Source organism: Bradyrhizobium sp. RDM12 (assembly GCF_051917485.1).
In the GTDB taxonomy this organism is placed as follows: domain Bacteria; phylum Pseudomonadota; class Alphaproteobacteria; order Rhizobiales; family Xanthobacteraceae; genus Bradyrhizobium.
The window spans coordinates 967,051-984,913 of the sequence record NZ_CM133064.1; the positions used below are offsets into that span (position 1 = coordinate 967,051).

13 protein-coding genes and 3 pseudogenes are annotated in these 17,863 nt (G+C 63.6%); 7 read left to right on the forward strand and 9 right to left on the reverse strand.

All coding sequences use genetic code 11. The features are described from left to right. Positions 1–43: 43 nt before the first annotated feature. Complete coding sequence (locus ACTGJ9_RS04555) at positions 44–862, reverse strand: ABC transporter permease (protein WP_456676105.1); 819 nt, start codon at positions 860–862, stop codon at positions 44–46. 124 nt (positions 863–986) lie between these two features. Next, positions 987–1,790, reverse strand: a complete 804-nt coding sequence (locus ACTGJ9_RS04560; protein WP_456676106.1) for an ABC transporter ATP-binding protein — start codon at positions 1,788–1,790, stop codon at positions 987–989. A gap of 155 nt (positions 1,791–1,945) precedes the next feature. Between ACTGJ9_RS04560 and ACTGJ9_RS04565 the strand changes: the two genes are divergently transcribed. After that, entirely contained in the window at positions 1,946–3,256 is a 1,311-nt protein-coding gene (locus tag ACTGJ9_RS04565; RefSeq protein WP_456676107.1) for an ActS/PrrB/RegB family redox-sensitive histidine kinase, read from the forward strand. A gap of 103 nt (positions 3,257–3,359) precedes the next feature. Next, entirely contained in the window at positions 3,360–3,914 is a 555-nt protein-coding gene (locus tag ACTGJ9_RS04570; RefSeq protein ID WP_027531452.1) for an ActR/PrrA/RegA family redox response regulator transcription factor, read from the forward strand. Between the two features lie 159 nt (positions 3,915–4,073). Here the strand turns inward: ACTGJ9_RS04570 and ACTGJ9_RS04575 are convergent, their stop codons facing one another. After that, entirely contained in the window at positions 4,074–4,562 is a 489-nt protein-coding gene (locus ACTGJ9_RS04575) for an MmcB family DNA repair protein (protein ID WP_456676108.1), read from the reverse strand. 250 nt (positions 4,563–4,812) lie between these two features. Here ACTGJ9_RS04575 and ACTGJ9_RS04580 point away from each other — a divergent pair, with 250 nt between their 5' ends. Further along, positions 4,813–6,510 (forward strand): alpha-amylase family protein, encoded by a 1,698-nt coding sequence (locus ACTGJ9_RS04580; RefSeq protein WP_456676109.1) that lies wholly within the window; start codon positions 4,813–4,815, stop codon positions 6,508–6,510. Between the two features lie 156 nt (positions 6,511–6,666). Here the strand turns inward: ACTGJ9_RS04580 and ACTGJ9_RS04585 are convergent, their stop codons facing one another. Beyond that, positions 6,667–8,268, reverse strand: coding sequence for an alpha-amylase family glycosyl hydrolase (locus ACTGJ9_RS04585; RefSeq protein ID WP_456676110.1), 1,602 nt, complete (start codon positions 8,266–8,268; stop codon positions 6,667–6,669). Between the two features lie 172 nt (positions 8,269–8,440). On the opposite strand from ACTGJ9_RS04585, the gene ACTGJ9_RS04590 reads away from it, so the two are divergent. Then, entirely contained in the window at positions 8,441–9,112 is a 672-nt protein-coding gene (locus tag ACTGJ9_RS04590) for an MBL fold metallo-hydrolase (protein WP_456676111.1), read from the forward strand. Positions 9,113–9,115: 3 nt separating this feature from the next. On the opposite strand, the gene ACTGJ9_RS04595 is transcribed toward ACTGJ9_RS04590, so the two are convergent. After that, positions 9,116–9,484: a winged helix-turn-helix transcriptional regulator gene (locus ACTGJ9_RS04595; RefSeq protein WP_456676112.1), complete on the reverse strand. Its 369-nt coding sequence runs from the start codon at positions 9,482–9,484 to the stop codon at positions 9,116–9,118. Positions 9,485–9,673: 189 nt separating this feature from the next. Here ACTGJ9_RS04595 and ACTGJ9_RS04600 point away from each other — a divergent pair, with 189 nt between their 5' ends. Then, the gene (locus tag ACTGJ9_RS04600; protein WP_456676113.1) at positions 9,674–9,976 is read left to right on the forward strand and encodes a hypothetical protein; all 303 of its coding nucleotides are present in this window, start codon (positions 9,674–9,676) and stop codon (positions 9,974–9,976) included. A gap of 1 nt (position 9,977) precedes the next feature. On the opposite strand, the pseudogene ACTGJ9_RS04605 reads toward ACTGJ9_RS04600, so the two are convergent. Further along, positions 9,978–11,149: pseudogene (locus ACTGJ9_RS04605) on the reverse strand (extracellular catalytic domain type 1 short-chain-length polyhydroxyalkanoate depolymerase). A 149-nt stretch (positions 11,150–11,298) separates the two neighbouring features. Beyond that, positions 11,299–12,706, reverse strand: a pseudogene (locus ACTGJ9_RS04610) (MFS transporter). A gap of 235 nt (positions 12,707–12,941) precedes the next feature. On the opposite strand from ACTGJ9_RS04610, the gene ACTGJ9_RS04615 reads away from it, so the two are divergent. Continuing rightward, positions 12,942–14,177, forward strand: a complete 1,236-nt coding sequence (locus tag ACTGJ9_RS04615; protein ID WP_456676114.1) for an LLM class flavin-dependent oxidoreductase — start codon at positions 12,942–12,944, stop codon at positions 14,175–14,177. Positions 14,178–14,316: 139 nt separating this feature from the next. Next, positions 14,317–15,660, forward strand: a complete 1,344-nt coding sequence (locus ACTGJ9_RS04620; RefSeq protein ID WP_456676115.1) for a cytochrome P450 — start codon at positions 14,317–14,319, stop codon at positions 15,658–15,660. Positions 15,661–16,189: 529 nt separating this feature from the next. Here the strand turns inward: ACTGJ9_RS04620 and ACTGJ9_RS04625 are convergent. Continuing rightward, complete coding sequence (locus ACTGJ9_RS04625; protein ID WP_456673537.1) at positions 16,190–17,353, reverse strand: IS110 family RNA-guided transposase; 1,164 nt, start codon at positions 17,351–17,353, stop codon at positions 16,190–16,192. A 257-nt stretch (positions 17,354–17,610) separates the two neighbouring features. Further along, positions 17,611–17,780 (reverse strand): annotated as a pseudogene (locus tag ACTGJ9_RS04630) (SDR family NAD(P)-dependent oxidoreductase); the annotation flags it as partial. Positions 17,781–17,863 lie beyond the last annotated feature (83 nt).

Consider the following 17,863-nt stretch of genomic DNA (forward strand, 5'->3'; position numbering starts at 1 on the left):
TGGCGCAGACGGTTAAATCAGCCTGAATCCACGGGAAAGTGAGTTATTCGCCGCCGGAGAGCAGCGAGCCGTGCTTCCTGGCGCTGCGCAAAAGCGCAAGGAATGCCCCAAAAGAAGCCACCAGAAGCACTGTATTGATGGCCAACGCATCCAGCATCAGATCGATCCTGAAGGTCTGCTCGATCAGCAACGCACGCATCCCTTCGAACACGTAGGTCGGCGGCAAAGACCAGGCGATGGTTTGCAGCCAGGGCGGCAGCACGCTGACCGGATAATAGATGCAGGCGAGCGGCATGATCGCGAACATCAACGTCCAGACGATGCTCTCGGCGCCAAGGCCGTTCCGCAGCACCAGACCCGAGACGAAGATGCCGACCGACCAGCTGGTGAAGATCAGATTGCAGAAGAAGGCGATCAGCGGCAGGCCGAGGCTGTAGACATTGAAATGAAAGAACGCAATCGCGAGCAGCGTCATCGGGATCACGCCGATCGCAAGCCGGATCAGGCTCATCGCCATCAGCGAGAGCAGAAACTCGATCGGCTTCAGCGGGCTCATCATCAGGTTGCCGAGGTTGCGCGCCCACATCTCCTCCAGGAAGGAGATGGAGAAGCCGAGCTGGCCGCGGAACAGGATGTCCCAGAGGATGACGGCGCCGATCAGCGTGCCGCCGGCGCGCGCGAAGAAATTGGCATTCTGCGCGATGTAGAGCTGAAGAAATCCCCAGGTGATGATCTGCAGCGCCGGCCAGTACAGCAGCTCGAGCAGCCGCGGCCAGGACGACATCAACAGATACCAATAACGCAGGATCATCGCGCCGATGCGGTGGACGGAAATGCCACGGTGGAGGGAGATATCGGTCATGGTTGCGCCGCGTAGCCCGGCTGGAGCGAAGCGCAGTCCGGGAATCGTGACACAAGCGACGAAGGCGCCGGATTTCTCTTCGCTTCATCCGGGCTCCGGCTACGGCCGAGACGCAAGGGCTCCCTCATCGCGCTCCCTCCTTCGCCCCGTTCGTCCGCCCTCGCGCGACGTCCAGGAACACCTCCTCCAGCGTGGAGCGGTTGTAGCGGGCCATGATGGCGTCGGGCGTGTCGTCGTCCTCGACGCGGCCGCGCTTCATGATGATGACGCGGTCGCAGAGCCGCTCGACCTCGAGCATGTTGTGTGACGCCAGCAGGATGGTGGCATTGTTGTCCTTGCGATAGCGCTCCAGATGCGCCCGCACCCAATCGGCCGTATCAGGGTCGAGCGAGGCGGTCGGCTCGTCCAGCAGCAACAGCTCGGGCTCGTTGATCAACGCCTTCGCCAGCGCGACGCGGGTCTTCTGCCCGGCCGAAAGCTTGCCGTTGGCGCGGTCGATGAAGTCGGTGAGATCGAGCTCGTCGGCCAGCTTTGCGATGCGATCGGCGAGGTTTTTGACCGCATAGAGCTTGCCGAAAATGGTGAGGTTCTGCCGCACCGTGAGCCGCATCGGCATGTCGACATAGGGGCTTTCGAAGTTCATCCGCCCCAGCACCTCGGCGCTTTGCTCCGGCATCCGGTGCCCGAGCACGCGGACACGGCCGGAGGTCGGCAGCACCAGGCCCATGATCACCGCGATGGTGGTGGTCTTGCCGGCGCCGTTGCCGCCCAAAAGCCCGGTGATGCTGCCGCGGGGAAGCGTAAAGGAGACGCCGTCCACCGCGCGGGTCTGCTTGTAGAGCTTGACGAGGCGATCGACCTCGATAGCCGCGGACAAAGTGCCATCCGCGACAGTCGGCCGGCTTGAAGCGTTGGAATTCTCGGTCATGCTAAGGGCGTTCTTCGGCCATTGCCGCGTAGAGCGCAAGACTTGAAGTCACAAGACTTGATGTCACAGGACTTGATGTCAGGGACTTCCGCCCCCATGGACGTGCGGGCCAGCGTGTTTGTGATCGAACACGCGCACCGCTAGATTGGCCTGCAATGACCGAGACCGCCGCTTCCGACTTCCGTCCTTCGCAACGACATATCCGCCTGGACACCATCCTGCGGCTGCGCTGGCTCGCGGTGCTGGGCCAGCTCGCTGCGATCTTCATCGTGGCGCAGGGGCTGGAGTTCGACGTCGCCATTGTGCCCTGCGTCAGCATCATCGGCCTGTCGGCGGCGCTCAACCTGGCTCTGCAAACCGTGGCCAATCCGATGCAGCGGCTGGAGCCGCTTCATGCCGCCGGGCTATTAGCATTGAACCTCGTGGAACTGGCGGGACTGCTGTTCTTCACCGGCGGATTGCAGAACCCGTTCTCGTTCCTGTTTCTCGCACCGGTCCTGATTTCTGCAACCGCCTTGCCAGCCCGGCTGACCTTCGCCCTCGGCCTGCTGGCCGTGGCCTGTGCCTCGATCCTGTTCTTCTTGCATTTCCCGCTGCCATGGGACTCCGAGGATCCCGTGGTGCTGCCGCCGATCTATCTGGTCGGCGTCTGGCTTTCGATCGTGCTCGCGATCGGCGTCACCAGCCTCTACTCGTTTCAGGTCACCGAGGAGGCGCGCAAGCTCGCCGACGCCCTCGCCGCGACCGAACTGGTGCTGACGCGCGAGCAGCATCTGACCCAGCTCGACGGCCTCGCCGCGGCCGCCGCGCACGAGCTCGGGACGCCGCTTGCGACCATCTTCCTGATCTCGCGCGAGCTGGAAAAGACCGTGACGGACCCGGTCTTCGCGGCGGACCTGAAGACCTTGCGCGAGCAGACGCAACGCTGCCGCGACATTCTGAGCAAGATCACCCAGCTCTCCTCCAGCGGCGCGCCGTTCGATCGCATGAAGCTGTCCGAGCTGATCGAAGAGGTGGTGGCACCGCACCGCGATTTCGGCGTCGACATCAAGGTGCGGATCGCGGTGGCCGCCGTGGCCGAGCCGGTCGGATCACGTAATCCGGCGGTACTCTATGGCGTCGGCAACATCATCGAGAACGCGGTCGATTTCGCCAACTCCACGGTGGAGGTGAACGCGTGGTGGAACAATGAGACCATCGAGATCGTGATCTCCGACGACGGCCCCGGCATTCCGCCCGACCTCATGAACCGGATCGGCGAGCCTTATTTGTCGCGGCGGCGCACCCAGGATGCCGGCGGCGGGCTGGGGCTCGGCGTGTTCATCGCCCGCACGCTGCTCGAACGCACCGGCGCCAAGGTCTCGTTTACCAACCGGGTTTTCCCGGACCACGGTGCAGTGGTGCAGATCGCGTGGCCGCGGGAGCGTTTTGAGACTATCGAGAGCTTCGAGGAAACAATAGGATAGGGCGCGACCTTGCGTCGCACGCAAGGTCCGATCGACTATTGGCGGCCTTGGCACCGCCTGATTGCGACGCCATATGTAGATGTGCAGGAGAGAGGACAAAACCTTGAACGCCATCGCAGAACTGAACGAACAGACCGACCGCTCGCTTCTCATCGTTGAGGACGACAAGCCGTTCCTGGAGCGCCTGTCGCGCGCCATGGAGACGCGCGGCTTTGCGGTGACGTCATGCGACACGGTCTCCGATGGTCTCGCGCAGATCGGCAAGTCCGCGCCGGCCTTCGCCGTGGTCGATCTTCGCCTCGGTGACGGCAACGGTCTCGACGTCGTCTCCGCGCTGAAGAAGAAGCGCCCCGAAGCCCGCGCCATCGTGCTGACCGGCTATGGCAACATCGCCACCGCCGTCACGGCGGTGAAGATGGGCGCGATCGATTATCTCTCGAAGCCCGCGGATGCAGACGACGTCGTCGCCGCGCTGCTCTCGACCAGCACGGACAAATCCGAGTTGCCGGCAAACCCGATGTCGGCCGACCGCGTGCGCTGGGAGCACATCCAGCGCATCTACGAAATGTGCAACCGCAACGTCTCGGAGACGGCGCGGAGGCTCAACATGCACCGCCGTACGCTGCAGCGGATTCTGGCCAAGCGCGCGCCAAGGTAATTTCAGCGCTGCTCTCGTGCCCCGAACGCAGCGCAGCGCTTCTTCAGCGGTGCGCTGCAGAGCCGGGGCCCACGCCTCAGCATAAACCGCTGCCTTCTGGGTCCCGGCTCTGCGCAGCAACGCCAGCGCGTTGCAGCGCGTCCGGGACACGAGACCATCCTACTCCCAAAATTCCGCATGCCCTTGCGGATCGACCAGGCGGTTGATCCGCAAAGCTGCCGCCATGCCAAACCGCACCGTCATCTGCTTGCGCGTGGCGGCTGCGATCTTGTGCTCGGACGCTTCGCAATGCATGTGCGCGCCATAGGCATCCGCGATGATCAGGCCGGTGTCTTCGGGGAAAATCTCGCACGGCAGATCCTGCGTGAAGGCGAAGAACAGCCGGTCGCAATGGGCGCGGTATTCGTGCCATTTCCGATCGGCCCGCAGATCTTCCACGGACGATTTGATCTCGACGATCCAGATCTCGCCGCGCTCGTTCAGCGCCACGAGATCGGCGCGCCGGCCCGACGGCAGCGGCAATTCGCTGATGCAGGAAAAGCCGAGCGAGCGTAAGAGCCGCGCCGTGCCGCGCGCGATCGCGAGCGCTGTTTCCGATTGACGACGGTCGGGCGGCGGCACGAGCGCGATGTTGCGGGCGTTGTCCATGGCGGGAGATTAGCCGATTCCTCCGTGGTCGTCCTGGCGAAAGCCAGGACCCATTCCCCCAAGGGGTCGTTGTCGCACGAGCTGGTACCACCAGCCTTCGTCAAACTGTGCCCTGTGGTCATGGGTCCTGGATCAGCGCTCGCTCCGCTCGCTTGTCCAGGACGACACCGAGGCGCGGAACCTCCCCTCCCCTCGCACTTATCAGGCAGCCGCCGACGATCGCGGGCGGACCGACGAGGGCTGGCCCGATATGATCGACGATCTCTGGTACAAGAATGCCATCATCTATTGCCTCTCCGTGGGCACCTATATGGACGCCAACGGCGACGGAATCGGCGATTTCAAGGGCCTGTTGCGGCGGCTCGATTATCTGCACGGGCTCGGCATCACCACGATCTGGCTGATGCCGTTCCAGACTTCGCCGGGACGCGACGATGGCTACGATGTCGCCGATTATTACAGCGTCGATGCCCGCTACGGCACGCTCGGCGATTTCGTCGAGTTCACCCATGGCTGCAAGCAGCGTGGCATTCGCGTCATCATCGATCTCGTCGTCAACCACACGTCAGACCAGCATCCCTGGTTCAAGGCGGCGCGGAGCGACAGGAATTCGCCGTATCGCGACTGGTACGTCTGGTCCGACAAGAAGCCGGCCAACGCCAATCAGGGCATGGTGTTTCCCGGCGTTCAGAAATCGACCTGGACGCGCGACAAGGAGGCCGGCGCCTGGTACTTCCATCGCTTCTACGATTTCCAGCCCGACCTCAACACGTCAAACCCGCGCGTCCAGGCCGAGATCCTCAAGATCATGGGATTCTGGATCCAGCTCGGCGTCTCCGGCTTCCGGATGGATGCCGTGCCTTTCGTGATCGCGACCAAGGGCGCCAAGGTGAAGAAGCCGGCCGAGCAGTACGACATGCTGCGCATGTTTCGTGAATTTCTGCAATGGCGGCAGGGTGATGCCATCATCCTCGCCGAGGCCAACGTGCTGCCGAAGACGGACATGGAATATTTCGGCCGCGATGCCGATCGCATGCACATGATGTTCAACTTCCAGGTCAACCAGCACCTCTTCTATGCGCTGGCCTCGTCCGATTCCCGTCCGCTGGCACAAGCGCTAAAGGCGACCAAGCCGCGGCCGGCCTCGGCGCAATGGGGACTGTTCCTGCGCAATCACGACGAGCTCGACCTCGGCCGGCTGACCGAGGCGCAGCGCGACCGCGTGTTCAAATGCTTCGGCCCGGACAAGGACATGCAGCTCTACGACCGAGGCATTCGCCGCCGTCTGGCGCCGATGCTGGGTGGCGACCGCCGGCGACTCGAGCTTGCCTACAGCCTGATGTGCACGCTGCCGGGGACGCCTGTGATCCGCTACGGCGACGAGATCGCGATGGGCGACGATCTTTCGCTGCCGGAACGCAACTGCGCGCGCACGCCGATGCAATGGTCGACGGAGCCGAATGGCGGCTTCACCACCAGCGACAGGCCGGCCTTGCCCGTCATCGACCAGGGGCCCTACGGCTTCGAGCATGTGAACGTCGCCAAGCAGCGGCGCGATCCGAACTCGATGCTGAACTGGACCGAGCGCATCGTCCGCATGCGCAAGGAAGTGCCTGAGATCGGCTGGGGCGATTTCACGGTGATTCCGACGCGCGACCCCGCCGTCTTCATCATTCGCTACGACTGGCGCAACAATTCGGTGCTGTTCGTGCACAATCTCGACGAGAAGCCGCGCGAGACCGCGTTTTCGGTGCAACTGCCCGGCGAAGCCGGCGAGCACCTGATCAATCTGCTCGCGGAAGACCATAGCCACGCCGACAAACGCGGCCAGCATCGCGTCGTGCTGGAGCCGTATGGGTATCGCTGGTACCGGGTCGGCGGGCTGGATTATCTGCTGAAGCGGAGCGACGTCGATGAGAACACCGCGGGCAACAAGCATCCGGGGTGACGTCGCGTGCCACGTTTTGCTCCGCCGTTTCAACAATCGTCATTGCGAGCGCAGCGAAGCAATCTAGAAATCATTCCGCGGAGGCAGCCTGGATTGCTTCGCTGCGCTCGCAATGACGAGGAGAGAGCGTCGGCCATCTCCGCCGCTGCGCGGCAGCTACGAGGGCGGCGCGACGATCACACCCTCATTCCCCCGCAAATCCAGCACGCCTTCGAGCTTCTCGCCTTCACGGTCGAGGGAGGTCGATATCAAAATCTCGCTGTCCACCCGTATCGCGCTCGTTGTCACCGCGATCGGGTCAGGCCCGAGATTCAGCACGACGATGACCGCCCTGCCCTCGGCCTCACGACGATAGATCAGGAGATCGCCTTGCGCGGCGATCGGGTGATAATCGCCTGACACCAGCGGCGGACAGGCCCTGCGCAACGCGATCAGCCGCTTGTACAGGCTGAGAATCGAGCGCGTGTCGGCATCGAGATTGACGACGTTCTCGTGGATATGATCCTCCGGCAGCGGCAGCCACGGCCTGACCTCCGAGAAGCCGGAGAAGCTGGACGAATCCCACTGCATCGGCGTGCGGCAGCCGTCGCGCCCCACCCCGATGCCCGGCACGTTCTTCTCGAAGGGATCGCGGACATCCTCCGGCGCAATCGCGAGCTGGTGCATGCCGATCTCGTCGCCGTAGTAGAGTGTCGGCGTGCCGCGCAAGGTCAGCAGCAGCATGGCCGCGACGCGCGCCTGCTCGGGCCCGACCCGGCTGGCGACGCGCGGGCGATCGTGATTGCCGAGTACCCAATTCGGCCACGCGCCCGTCGGCAGCGCCTTCTCGTAGTCTTCGATGATCTTCTCGATCGAGCGCGCGCTCCAGAAGGTCGAGAGCAGCGCAAAATTGAACGGCATCTGCGCGCCTGTGAGGTCGTTGCCGTAATAGGCCATGAGGCGATGCAGCGGCAGATAGATCTCGCCGATCAGCACGCGGGCGCCGAAGGCGTCGATGACGCGCCGCATCTCGGCGATCACGTCAAACACCTCCGGCTGGTCGGTGGAGTATTGCGTGAGGATCTTCTCGTTCGGCGGCCGGCCCTCGACATAATGCGGGTTCGGCGGATTGTCGCGAAACTCGGCATCTTTGATCAGGTGCCAGATCACGTCGACGCGAAAGCCGTCGACGCCCTTCTCCAGCCAGAACCGCATCACGTCGTAGATCGCGGCGCGGACTTCCGGATTGCGCCAGTTGAGGTCCGGCTGCTGGGCGAGAAAGGCGTGGTAGTAATATTGACCGGTCGCGGCGTCGATTTGCCATGCGCTGCCGCCGAATTCGGATAGCCAGTTGTTCGGCACGCCGCCATCGGGGGCCGGATCGCGCCAGATGTACCAGTGGCGCTTCGGGTTGTCGCGCGAGGAGCGGCTTTCGACGAACCAGGGATGCTGGTCGGAAGTGTGGTTCGGGACGAGATCGAGGATCAGCTTCAGGCCATTGTCATGCGCGGCCGCGAGCAGCGCATCGAAATCCGCCATCGTGCCGAACAGCGGATCGATGCCGGTATAGTCGGAGATGTCATAGCCGAAATCAGCCATCGGCGAGGGAAAGATCGGCGACAGCCAGATCGCGTCGACGCCGAGCGATTTGACATAAGGCAGCCGCCGCAAAATGCCGGAGAGATCGCCGACACCGTCGCCATTGCTGTCCTGAAACGAGCGTGGATAGATCTGATAGAAGATGCCGTCGCGCCACCAGTTCTCGCCGCCTTGAGCCATGTCGGAAAACCCATCCGAAATCTGAGCCTCGCGCGGGAGAACGCGGAAGCAACGCCCCGGTTCAAATCGGCAAGTGAATTGAGACGGCCGTGTGGCAGCGGCCGCGACTGTTCCCCGTAGCAGCCACGACTATTTTGCTTGGCGGCGCAACAAAAATCGGCATTGTGAGCCCATGACCGAGCAAAATGACACCCAACAATCCAAGGCCGGCGCGATCATCGTCCCCGTGACATTGTTCGAGCAGAATTGCACCATCATCTGGGATGAGCCCGGCAAGAACGCCGTGGTGATCGACCCCGGCGGCGACGTGCCGAAGATTCGCGAGGCGATCAAGCAGGCCGGCGTCACCGTCGAGAAGATCTGGCTGACCCACGGCCATATCGACCATGTCGGCGGCGCAGCCGAATTGCGCGATGCGCTGAAGGTGCCGATCGAGGGCCCGCATCTCGCGGACAAATTTCTGCTCGACAACGTCGTGGAGAGCGGCGCGCGCTTCGGCATGACCGGGGTGCGCAATTTCGAGCCGGATCGCTGGCTCGACGAGGGCGACAGCGTATCGATCGGCGGATTGGCGTTCGATATTTTCCATTGCCCCGGCCATTCGCCCGGCAGCGTAGTGTTCTTCAATAACGTTCTGCGCTTTGCCCATGTCGGCGACGTCCTGTTCGCGGGCTCGGTCGGGCGCACCGATCTGCCCGGCGGCAGTCACGCCACGCTGATCAACTCGATCATGACAAAGCTGCTGCCGCTCGGCGACGATGTCGGCTTCATCTGCGGCCACGGCGCCGGCTCGAGCATCGGCCAGGAGCGGATGACCAATCCGTTCATCACCGGCGAGATGTAGGCCTTACTCGGCGGCCTCGACGAGCGCCGCCGGCTCATCGAGGTTACGCTCGCCCCATTCGCGGATCGCGGCGACCACAGGCACAAAGCTCTTGCCCTTGCGGGTCAGGCGATATTCGACCTTGGGCGGCACCTCGCCGAAATCCCTGCGATCGATCAGGCCGCTCGCGGTCAGCGCCTTCAATTCACGGCTGAGCACGCGCGGGGTGATCTCGGCGCTGCCAGATGCCCCGCGCAACAGGCCGCTGCGGATTTCGCCGTAGCGGCGCGGGCCGTCCTTGAGATCCCAGACGATGCGCAGCTTGTACTTGCCGCTGATCATCTTTTGAAACGCAGCGACGGGACAGCTGCGTGCTGGGGAAGCCTTTGCCATGTCGTCTCCTCCGTGGACATTGTTGTTTTGACGCGTTTTCTTGACGCGAACCGGGATCCACTTCGCTTGAAAACGCTATGGAAGGATAGGAGCGGCACCGAAAAAGTCCATACTTTCAATTTTGTCCGTACTTGCAGGATGGCTCACAAGCCGCAGATGATGCTGCACATGACGAACAGGGAGCGTCACATGAAGCACTTCATGATCCGATACGAATTCAGGAACGGCACGACGGAGGCCTGGCATCAGGAGATCGGCCGCTTCATCAAGGCGATCGACGACGATCCGGAGCTGAAAGGACGGATCGGCTATCGCGTCCTGAAGAACCGCGACGACGGACACTATTTCCATCTCGCCAGCGTCGCCGACGAGGACGCGCAAAAGACGCTGCAGTCGCGCGACTTCTTCAAGCACTATTCGGCAATGACGCGACAAGTCTCGGGCGGCGAGGTGACAGCAACGCCGATCGAGATGATCGACGTGACGGCCTGAGCTACTTCATCAGGCCCGCAGCCGTGAGCACGCGCGTGATGATCTGGCCGAGATCGAAGCCGCGGGATTGCTGGCGCTTCGGCTCGGCCTGTTCGTCGGCGACCGCGGCGCGGATCGAGCGGGCGAGATGCGGGGCGGAGGTCAGCGCAGGCTTCGGCGATTTCGTTTCCGCCTTCTTCCCGGCCGCATCCGAATCCATCCGGTCAGACCGAAGAACTTTGCGATGTGATAGGACGACGAAATGCCGGCCTCGATCAGAAACGCGCCTTCCACGCCGTAGCGCTGGTCGTTATCGGCGAGCCCCAGCGGCGTCCCGTGGGCCATGCCGGTGATGGCATAGGATTCGACCAGCGTCTCTCCGTCCTTGTTCCACCAGGCCTGGCGCGGGTAGCCGTCGACATTGGTTTCGGCCATCGGCGTCATCGGCAGATCGTGCAAGTCGAGCCACTGCTTGACGATCTCGTTGGCATTGCCGGGATTGACGGTGCGGTCGGCGCTGCCGTGCCACACCGAAATCTTCGGCCACGGCCCGCGATGATTGGAGGCCCGCCGCACGAAATCGCCGAGCTCGCGCCCGGGCCGCGCCGGGGAATGAAACATACCGTCCAGCGCCTCGCGCAGATTCGACGCGATGCCGTAGGGAAGGCCTGCGATGATCGCGCCGGCGGAGAACACCTCCGGATAGGTCGCGAGCATCACCGAGGCCATGCCGCCACCGGCGGACAGGCCGGTGATGAAGACGCGCCTGGGATCGATGCGGTGGGCGTGAACCATATGCGCGACCATCTCGCGGATCGAACGCGCCTCGCCGCCGTCCCGCGCGGTGTCTTCCGGATTGAACCAGTTGAAGCAGGTGTTGCCGTTGTTGATGCGCTGCTGCTCGGGCATCATCAGCGCAAAGCCATAGTGACGTGCGAGCGTCGACCAGCCGGCGCCGAGATCGTAACCCGCTGCCGTCTGCCCGCAGCCATGCAGCACGACGACCAGCGCGCGCGGCTTCTGCAATTGCGCCGGCACGAACGCGAACATGCGAAGGCTGCCCGGATTGTCGCCGAAGCCGGTGACTTCCTCCAGTGGACTGGAGGAATCAGCGCTCGCACCAAAGTCGGGCAAGCGCAGACCATCCATCCTTGGCAGATGTCTCAAGAGGTCGACATTACGGGCTAACGACACGGCAAATTCCTGGTGGGCGTCTTTCAACGTTTACCCAGACCAGATAGTTGCTGCAGTGCAAAATGAAAAGGCCGTGTGCTGTCGACATCCGGGAAACCACGCGGAATCCCGCAGAAATCTGCAGGAATCCGCATATTAACTGCAATGCCTCAACTTCGAGCAGGTGCGCGGCGCATCCACGTCAGGAATGCGGCGCAGATCATGATTAACGCCGCAAACAGCCCGAGTGAGGCGAGAAAGCCTGCGCGCGCTGATTGCAACGCCTCGACCGCGAAGAACGCCGCGCCGATTGCGGCCACTCCGGCCGCATTTCCGATCTGCGCGATGGTGCCGTACATGCCCGACGCCGAGCCTGCGGCGACGGGCTTGACGGTCGAGAGCACCGCGCCCGAGAGCGGCGCCATCACCAGTCCCTGGCCGTAGCCGAAGACGATCATGATGAACGCGAGCGCAAGCGGCGTCGGTGCGTCGATCAAGCCTGCGAGAAGCGCGAGCGCGGCGAGGCCCGCGATCTGCAGCGCGCAGCCTTCGATCAGTACTCTGGTGCCGCGATGTTTTGCGCGCGCGCCGCTGTGGCGCGAGGCCACCACGAAAGCGAGCGCGAGCGGAATGAAGGCGAGGCCGGCGGCGAGCGGCGGAATCTTCAGGCCACGCTGCATGAACAGCGTCATCACCAGATAGAACGAGAGATTGGCGACGAAGAAGAAAACGCGGCGCCGAGTCCGCGCAGGAAGGCGGCGTCCGCCAGCAGCGTCAGATCGATCAGCGGCATGCCCGCGCGCGCGACGAAGTGCTCGAGCTTGAGGAATCCCGCGAGCATCGCACCGCCGCCCAGCATCACCGCCCACAGCCACGGCGCCCAGCCGACATCGTGACCGAACAGCAGCGGGCCGATCAGGCACAACAGCCCCGCGAACAGAACCATGCTGCCCTTGATGTCGAGCCTGGTGCCCGCCCGGCGCGGCACCGACGGCATGATGCGCTATGCGGCAAAAGCGATGGCGAGGCCGCAGGGCACGTTGACGAAAAACACCGAGCGCCAGCCGGTGTGCGCAAGGTCGATCGTGACCAGGAGGCCACCGAGCAAAAACCTGCGGCGCCCGCAAGCCCGAGCACGATGCCGTAGATGCCGAAGGCGCGGCTGCGCGAGTCGTCCGTGAACAGCAGATGCAGCGTCGCGAGCACCTGCGGCACCATCAGCGCGGCGGTCGCGCCCTGCGCCAGCCGGGCAATGATCAGCTCCGTGCCTGACAGCGCCAGCCCGCACCAGAGCGAGGTCGCGGTGAATCCGAGCACGCCGGCAAGGAAGACGTTCTTCGTGCCATGGATGTCGCCGAGACGGCCGCCGGTGACGACCAGCGTGGCATAGGCGATCAGATAGATCGCGATGACGGATTCGATCTGAGCCGGGGTCGCGTGCAGATCGACCGCGATGGTCGGAATCGCGACGTTCACGATGAAGGCGTCGACGCCGAACATGAACTGCGCGGCGACGACGATCGCCAGCACCCACCAGCGGCGGGTCGAATCGACGGGCTTTGTGACGGTTTGATGCATTTTTCGCGCGAGCTTTCGCAGATTTACTTGCGCCCGATGCTGGCAGATCGGCGTCATCCCTGCGATTACCTCGGAGGTAGGACTTCGAGCTGCTCGAACATCAGACGGTCGCGGCAGCGTCTTAACGCATGCCTGCATTCCGCGACGCGGGACATGGCGCGATTGCGTTCGCGGCATCGGGCACGTAGCCTCACGCTGACCTAACAAACAGAAAATGACAGCCGGAGAGAACGCCATGGCGCGCCTGAAGTTTGGAGCCTTTCTTGCCCCGCATCACCCGATCGGGGAGCATCCGATGCTTCAGTTCCGGCGCGATCTCGATCTGGTCGAGCAGTTAGATAGCCTCGGCTATGACGAGTTCTGGTGCGGAGAGCATCACTCCTCCGGCTGGGAGATGATCGCCTCGCCCGAGATGTTTCTGGCCGCGGCCGGCGAACGCACCAAGCGAATCAAGCTAGGCACCGGCGTGGTGTCGCTGCCCTATCACCATCCCTTCAATGTGGCCCAGCGCATGGTGCAGCTCGACCACATGACCGGCGGCCGCGCCATCTTCGGCTCCGGCCCCGGCGCGCTGGCCTCGGACGCGCACACGCTCGGCATCGACCCGATGACGCAGCGCGACCGCCAGGACGAGGCGATCGCCGTGATCCGCCGGCTGTTCAACGGCGAGCGCGTCACCGCCAAGAGCGACTGGTTCACCATGAACGACGCCGCGCTGCAGATCCTGCCGTTGCAGGAGGAGATGCCGTTCGTGGTGGCCTCACAGATCTCGCCGTCGGGCATGACGCTCGCCGGCAAATACGGCATCGGCATCATCTCGCTGGGCTCGATGACGACGCAAGGCCTGATGTCGCTGCAGCAGCAATGGCAGTTCGCCGAGGATGCCGCCAAGAAGCACGGCACCACGGTCAACCGCGCCGACTGGCGCGTGCTCCTCACCTTCCACATCGCCGAAACTCGCGAGCAGGCGCGCAAGGAAGCGGGAGCCGGCCTGATGCGCTGGCATAACGAATATAATGTCGGCACGCTGCAGCGGCCGGGCCTCACCGCGTTCTCCTCGCCCGACGAGGCCGTCGACAAGACTGCCTTCGTCGAGGGCGCTGCGTCCACCATCGGCACGCCCGACGATCTCGTCAAAACCATCAGGAACGTGATGGAAGTGTCCGGCGGCGTCGGCGCCATCATCGGCTTCGTGCACGACTGGGCCAATCCGGAGGCGACGCGCCGGAGCTGGGACATGGTGGCGCGCTATGTCGTGCCGGAGATCAACGGCTACATCGAAGGCCTGCGCAGGTCGCAAAAGTTCGTGATCGAGAACCGCGCGATCTTCGAGCGCGCCGGTCAGGCCGTGATGGCCAAGATCATGCAGAACGAGAAAGCCGCCGAGGCGCTGAAGGTGACCGGTCCCGGCCGCGTCGCCATTCCCGCCGTCAACGCACCGGATCTGCAGAAGGAAGCGGCCAAGCGGTAGGTTTCGGCGCTACGCTCGTAACGCCATTCACAAGCGAGACATCCCGGCCTGTGCTATGCTGATGATGATCAGCCTGGCGCAGGCCCTATTGTTGCCGCGGTCGCGCGATTCCGTCGGTCAGCCAACCGGAGCATTCGTCATGTACACCGCACCCAGGCGCAATGAGCTGACGCATATCCCCGGCGACGAAGGCTGGCCGATCGTCGGCATGACCCTCAAGGTGCTCGCCGATCCCAAGGGACATATCGAGCGGAACGGCGCCAAATACGGGCCCTTCTATCGCACCCACATTTTCGGCGAAACCAACGTCGTGCTGCTCGGCCCTGAGGCGAACGAGCTCGTGCTGTTCGATCAGCAAAAGCTGTTTTCGTCGACCCATGGCTGGAGCAACGTGCTCGGCCTGCTGTTTCCGCGCGGATTGATGCTGCTGGATTTCGACGAGCACCGGCTGCATCGCAAGGCGCTCTCGGTCGCCTTCAAGTCAGGACCGATGAAGTCCTATCTCAACGATCTCGACCGCGGCATTTCGGCACGGGTAGCGCAGTGGAAGGCAAATCCGGGCGAGATCCGGCTTTATCCGGCGATGAAGCAGCTCACGCTGGATCTGGCCGCGACGTCCTTTCTCGGCGCCGACATCGGGCCCGAGGTCGACGAGATCAACCGCGCCTTTGTCGATATGGTCGCCGCTGCGGTCGCCCTGATCCGCCGTCCCCTGCCCGGCACGCAGATGGCGGCCGGCGTGAGGGGGCGCAAACGTATCATCGCCTATTTCCGCGAGCAGATCCCGCTCCGCCGCGGCAATCACGGCGGCGATGACCTGTTCTCGCAGCTCTGCCGCGCCACCCATGAGGATGGCGCGCTTCTGTCCGACCAGGACGTCATCGACCACATGAGCTTCCTGATGATGGCGGCGCACGACACGCTGACATCCTCGCTGACGTCCTTCATCGGTGAGCTCGCGGCCAATCCGGAGTGGCAGAGCAGGCTGCGCGCGGAAGTTCTCGCGCTCGAACTCGGCCCAGGGGCACCGAGCAGCTTCGACGATCTCGAAAAGATGCCGTTGACGGAGATGGCCTTCAAGGAAGCGCTGCGGATCAAGCCGCCGGTGCCCTCCATGCCGCGCCGCGCCATGCGCGATTTCACCTTCATGGGCTATACCATCCCCGGCGGCACCGCCGTCGGCGTCAATCCGCTCTTTACGCACCACATGAAGGACATCTGGCCGGAGCCGGACCGGTTCGATCCCTTGCGCTTCACCGAGGAAGCGCAGCGCAACCGTCACCGCTTCGCCTGGGTGCCGTTCGGCGGCGGCGCGCATATGTGCCTGGGCCTGCACTTCGCCTACATGCAGGCGAAATGTTTTGCCCGGCACTTCCTGCAGAACATCGAGGTGTCGCTGGAGCCCGGCTACAAGCCGGACTGGCAGATGTGGCCGATCCCGAAGCCGCGCGATGGGTTGAAGGTAAGGGTGAAGGCGGTTTAGCCTCATTCGTCATTGCGAGCGAAGCGAAGCAATCCAGAATCTTTTCTGCGGAGACAGTCTGGATTGCTCACATGGGGATTAGGTGTGTCAAGGCGGTTGTTCAGCTCTTTGTTCGATTGCAGGCCAGCTCTTCGTCCCGACCGCGGGATGTTTCGGATGGCGCGCGGAGATCGCGTCAAGGTCGGCTCGTTAGAGCCGCCGCGCAGCGGCTTGACCTTGACGTGATCGAGCACGCCATCAGGCTTGTGTGGTCGGGAGGCCGCGGGCGAACTCCTCCTTATGGTTCAGCGATCTCAGGGTCGAGCCGGTTTTGACAATCTGGTTTTGCGTGCCAGATCAAACTCACATCCGGTCGTCGCGCGGTAGCGACTGCACCAACATTCCGCTTGCGGCGGGCAGGCTCGAGAGGACGGGACCATTCTTCGTTGCGGCGTTTGAAGCCATGCAATCCATCGGTTCGTCCACCCCGGATCGGCCGAGGCTGATCGTTCCTCGGCTGATTGGTTTTAAGGCTGCGGGAAGCGTTGCATCAGGCGACGGTCTTCATCACGGCTCCCTCGATCACGACGCCGGCGGTCACGTACTTCCACAAGGCCACGAGCAGCTTGCGGGCCAGCGCCACGATCGTGCGCTTGCGGCCGCGCTGGCTGTTGGCCTTGAACCACTGGGTCAGCGCCGATTGAGGCTGGTGGCGTATCCACAACCAGGCGAGCTGGATCATCGTGGTCCTCAGCCGCGGATTGCCGGCCTTCGACACCCCTTGTTCGCGCTCGATGCCGCCGCTCCGCCATGGCGTGGCCGCAAGACCGGCATAGGACGCAACCTGACGGCGGTTGGCGAATTGCCGCCAGAACGCCTCCGTCCAGAGAACGGCCGCGAAGTTCGGGCCCATGCTCTTCAGGGCGAGCAGCATCGTGACGGGATCCGCCTTCTCCCCGGCTGGCTTGCTCACGACCAGCAACGCCTCCTGCTCGCGCTCCACCGCCGCGATCTGGTCGAGCAGCAGTTCGAGACGATCGAGCTCGCGGCTGATCTGGGCCTTCAGATGCGCCGGCAGCATGCGCCCATCTCCGGTCCGCAAGGCTTCGAGCCGTGCCCGTCGATCGCGCCGCAGCGGCACGTAGCCGAATATCCCTTGCGCGAACAGAACGCCCTTGATCCGGTTCACATGCTCGATCCGCTCGGCGATCAATGTCCGCCGCTCGCGGCAAAGCCTGCGGCGGTCCTCCGCTTCCGGAGAGGGCGCCACCACCATCGCGCAGACCCGCGGCTCGCCGCGCTTATAGGCCAGAAGCGCCCGCAACAGCGTCTCGCCATCGAGCCGATCCGTCTTGGCCCGCCTGCGCCGGCGCGGCGTCGCAATCGAGGCCGGATCGACCACGTGGCTCTCGATGCCTTCCTGCTGCAAGGCGCGGTGCAACCAGAACCCGTCCAGCCCCGCCTCCTGGATCGTGATGATCGGATAGCTCTCACCCGTTCGCGCCTGTGCCTTGCGCTTCAGCTCCGCAAACAGCTTCAAGAGTTCCGCAAGATCGCCGGCCTCCACGCTGCGCTTCGACATCTTCTCGCCCTTGCCGGGCGACAGCGAGGTCACCAGCCATGTCGAGCGGCTCAGTTCCAATGACACGAAAATTGCGCCAAACTGCGTGCGGATAGCGGCCAGTCCGTCGGAAGGATGATCGAGCAACATCATTGTCTCCAGGTTGAGTGTTTCAGCAACCTCAGTCTGGCCTCAGACTTGGCTGCTATCCACTCCCCATGGAATCTTCGTCGCAAGCGCTCCTCGCAATAACGAAAACTACCCCGCCCCCTGATCGAACGCCTTGCGCGGGGCGACATAGCCGTGCTGCTGCTGGCTCTAGGTGCGGCCGCCGGTGATAGTCGGATTCGTCGCTCGCCAAAACATCGCGGCGTCTGGGCAGCTTCGCTCGACGGCCCCAGCGGCTCCGCGATCCGCGCCTGCATCTGCACTTCGACGGTCACATCCGTCTGGCGGCAAATGCAGGAAGCGCCGAGGTGCTTCGCCAGCGCCTCGCCTTCGGTATACGGCGGCCCGCGATCACAATTTTGGCACCTTCGGCAACGAAGACTTCCGCGGTACGCAATCCGATCCCGCTCATGGCCCACGTGATCACCGCAACCCTGCCATCGAGCCTGCCCCTGGAATCCTCCTGTTTTCGAATGATTTGAAGCCAAATGGCGG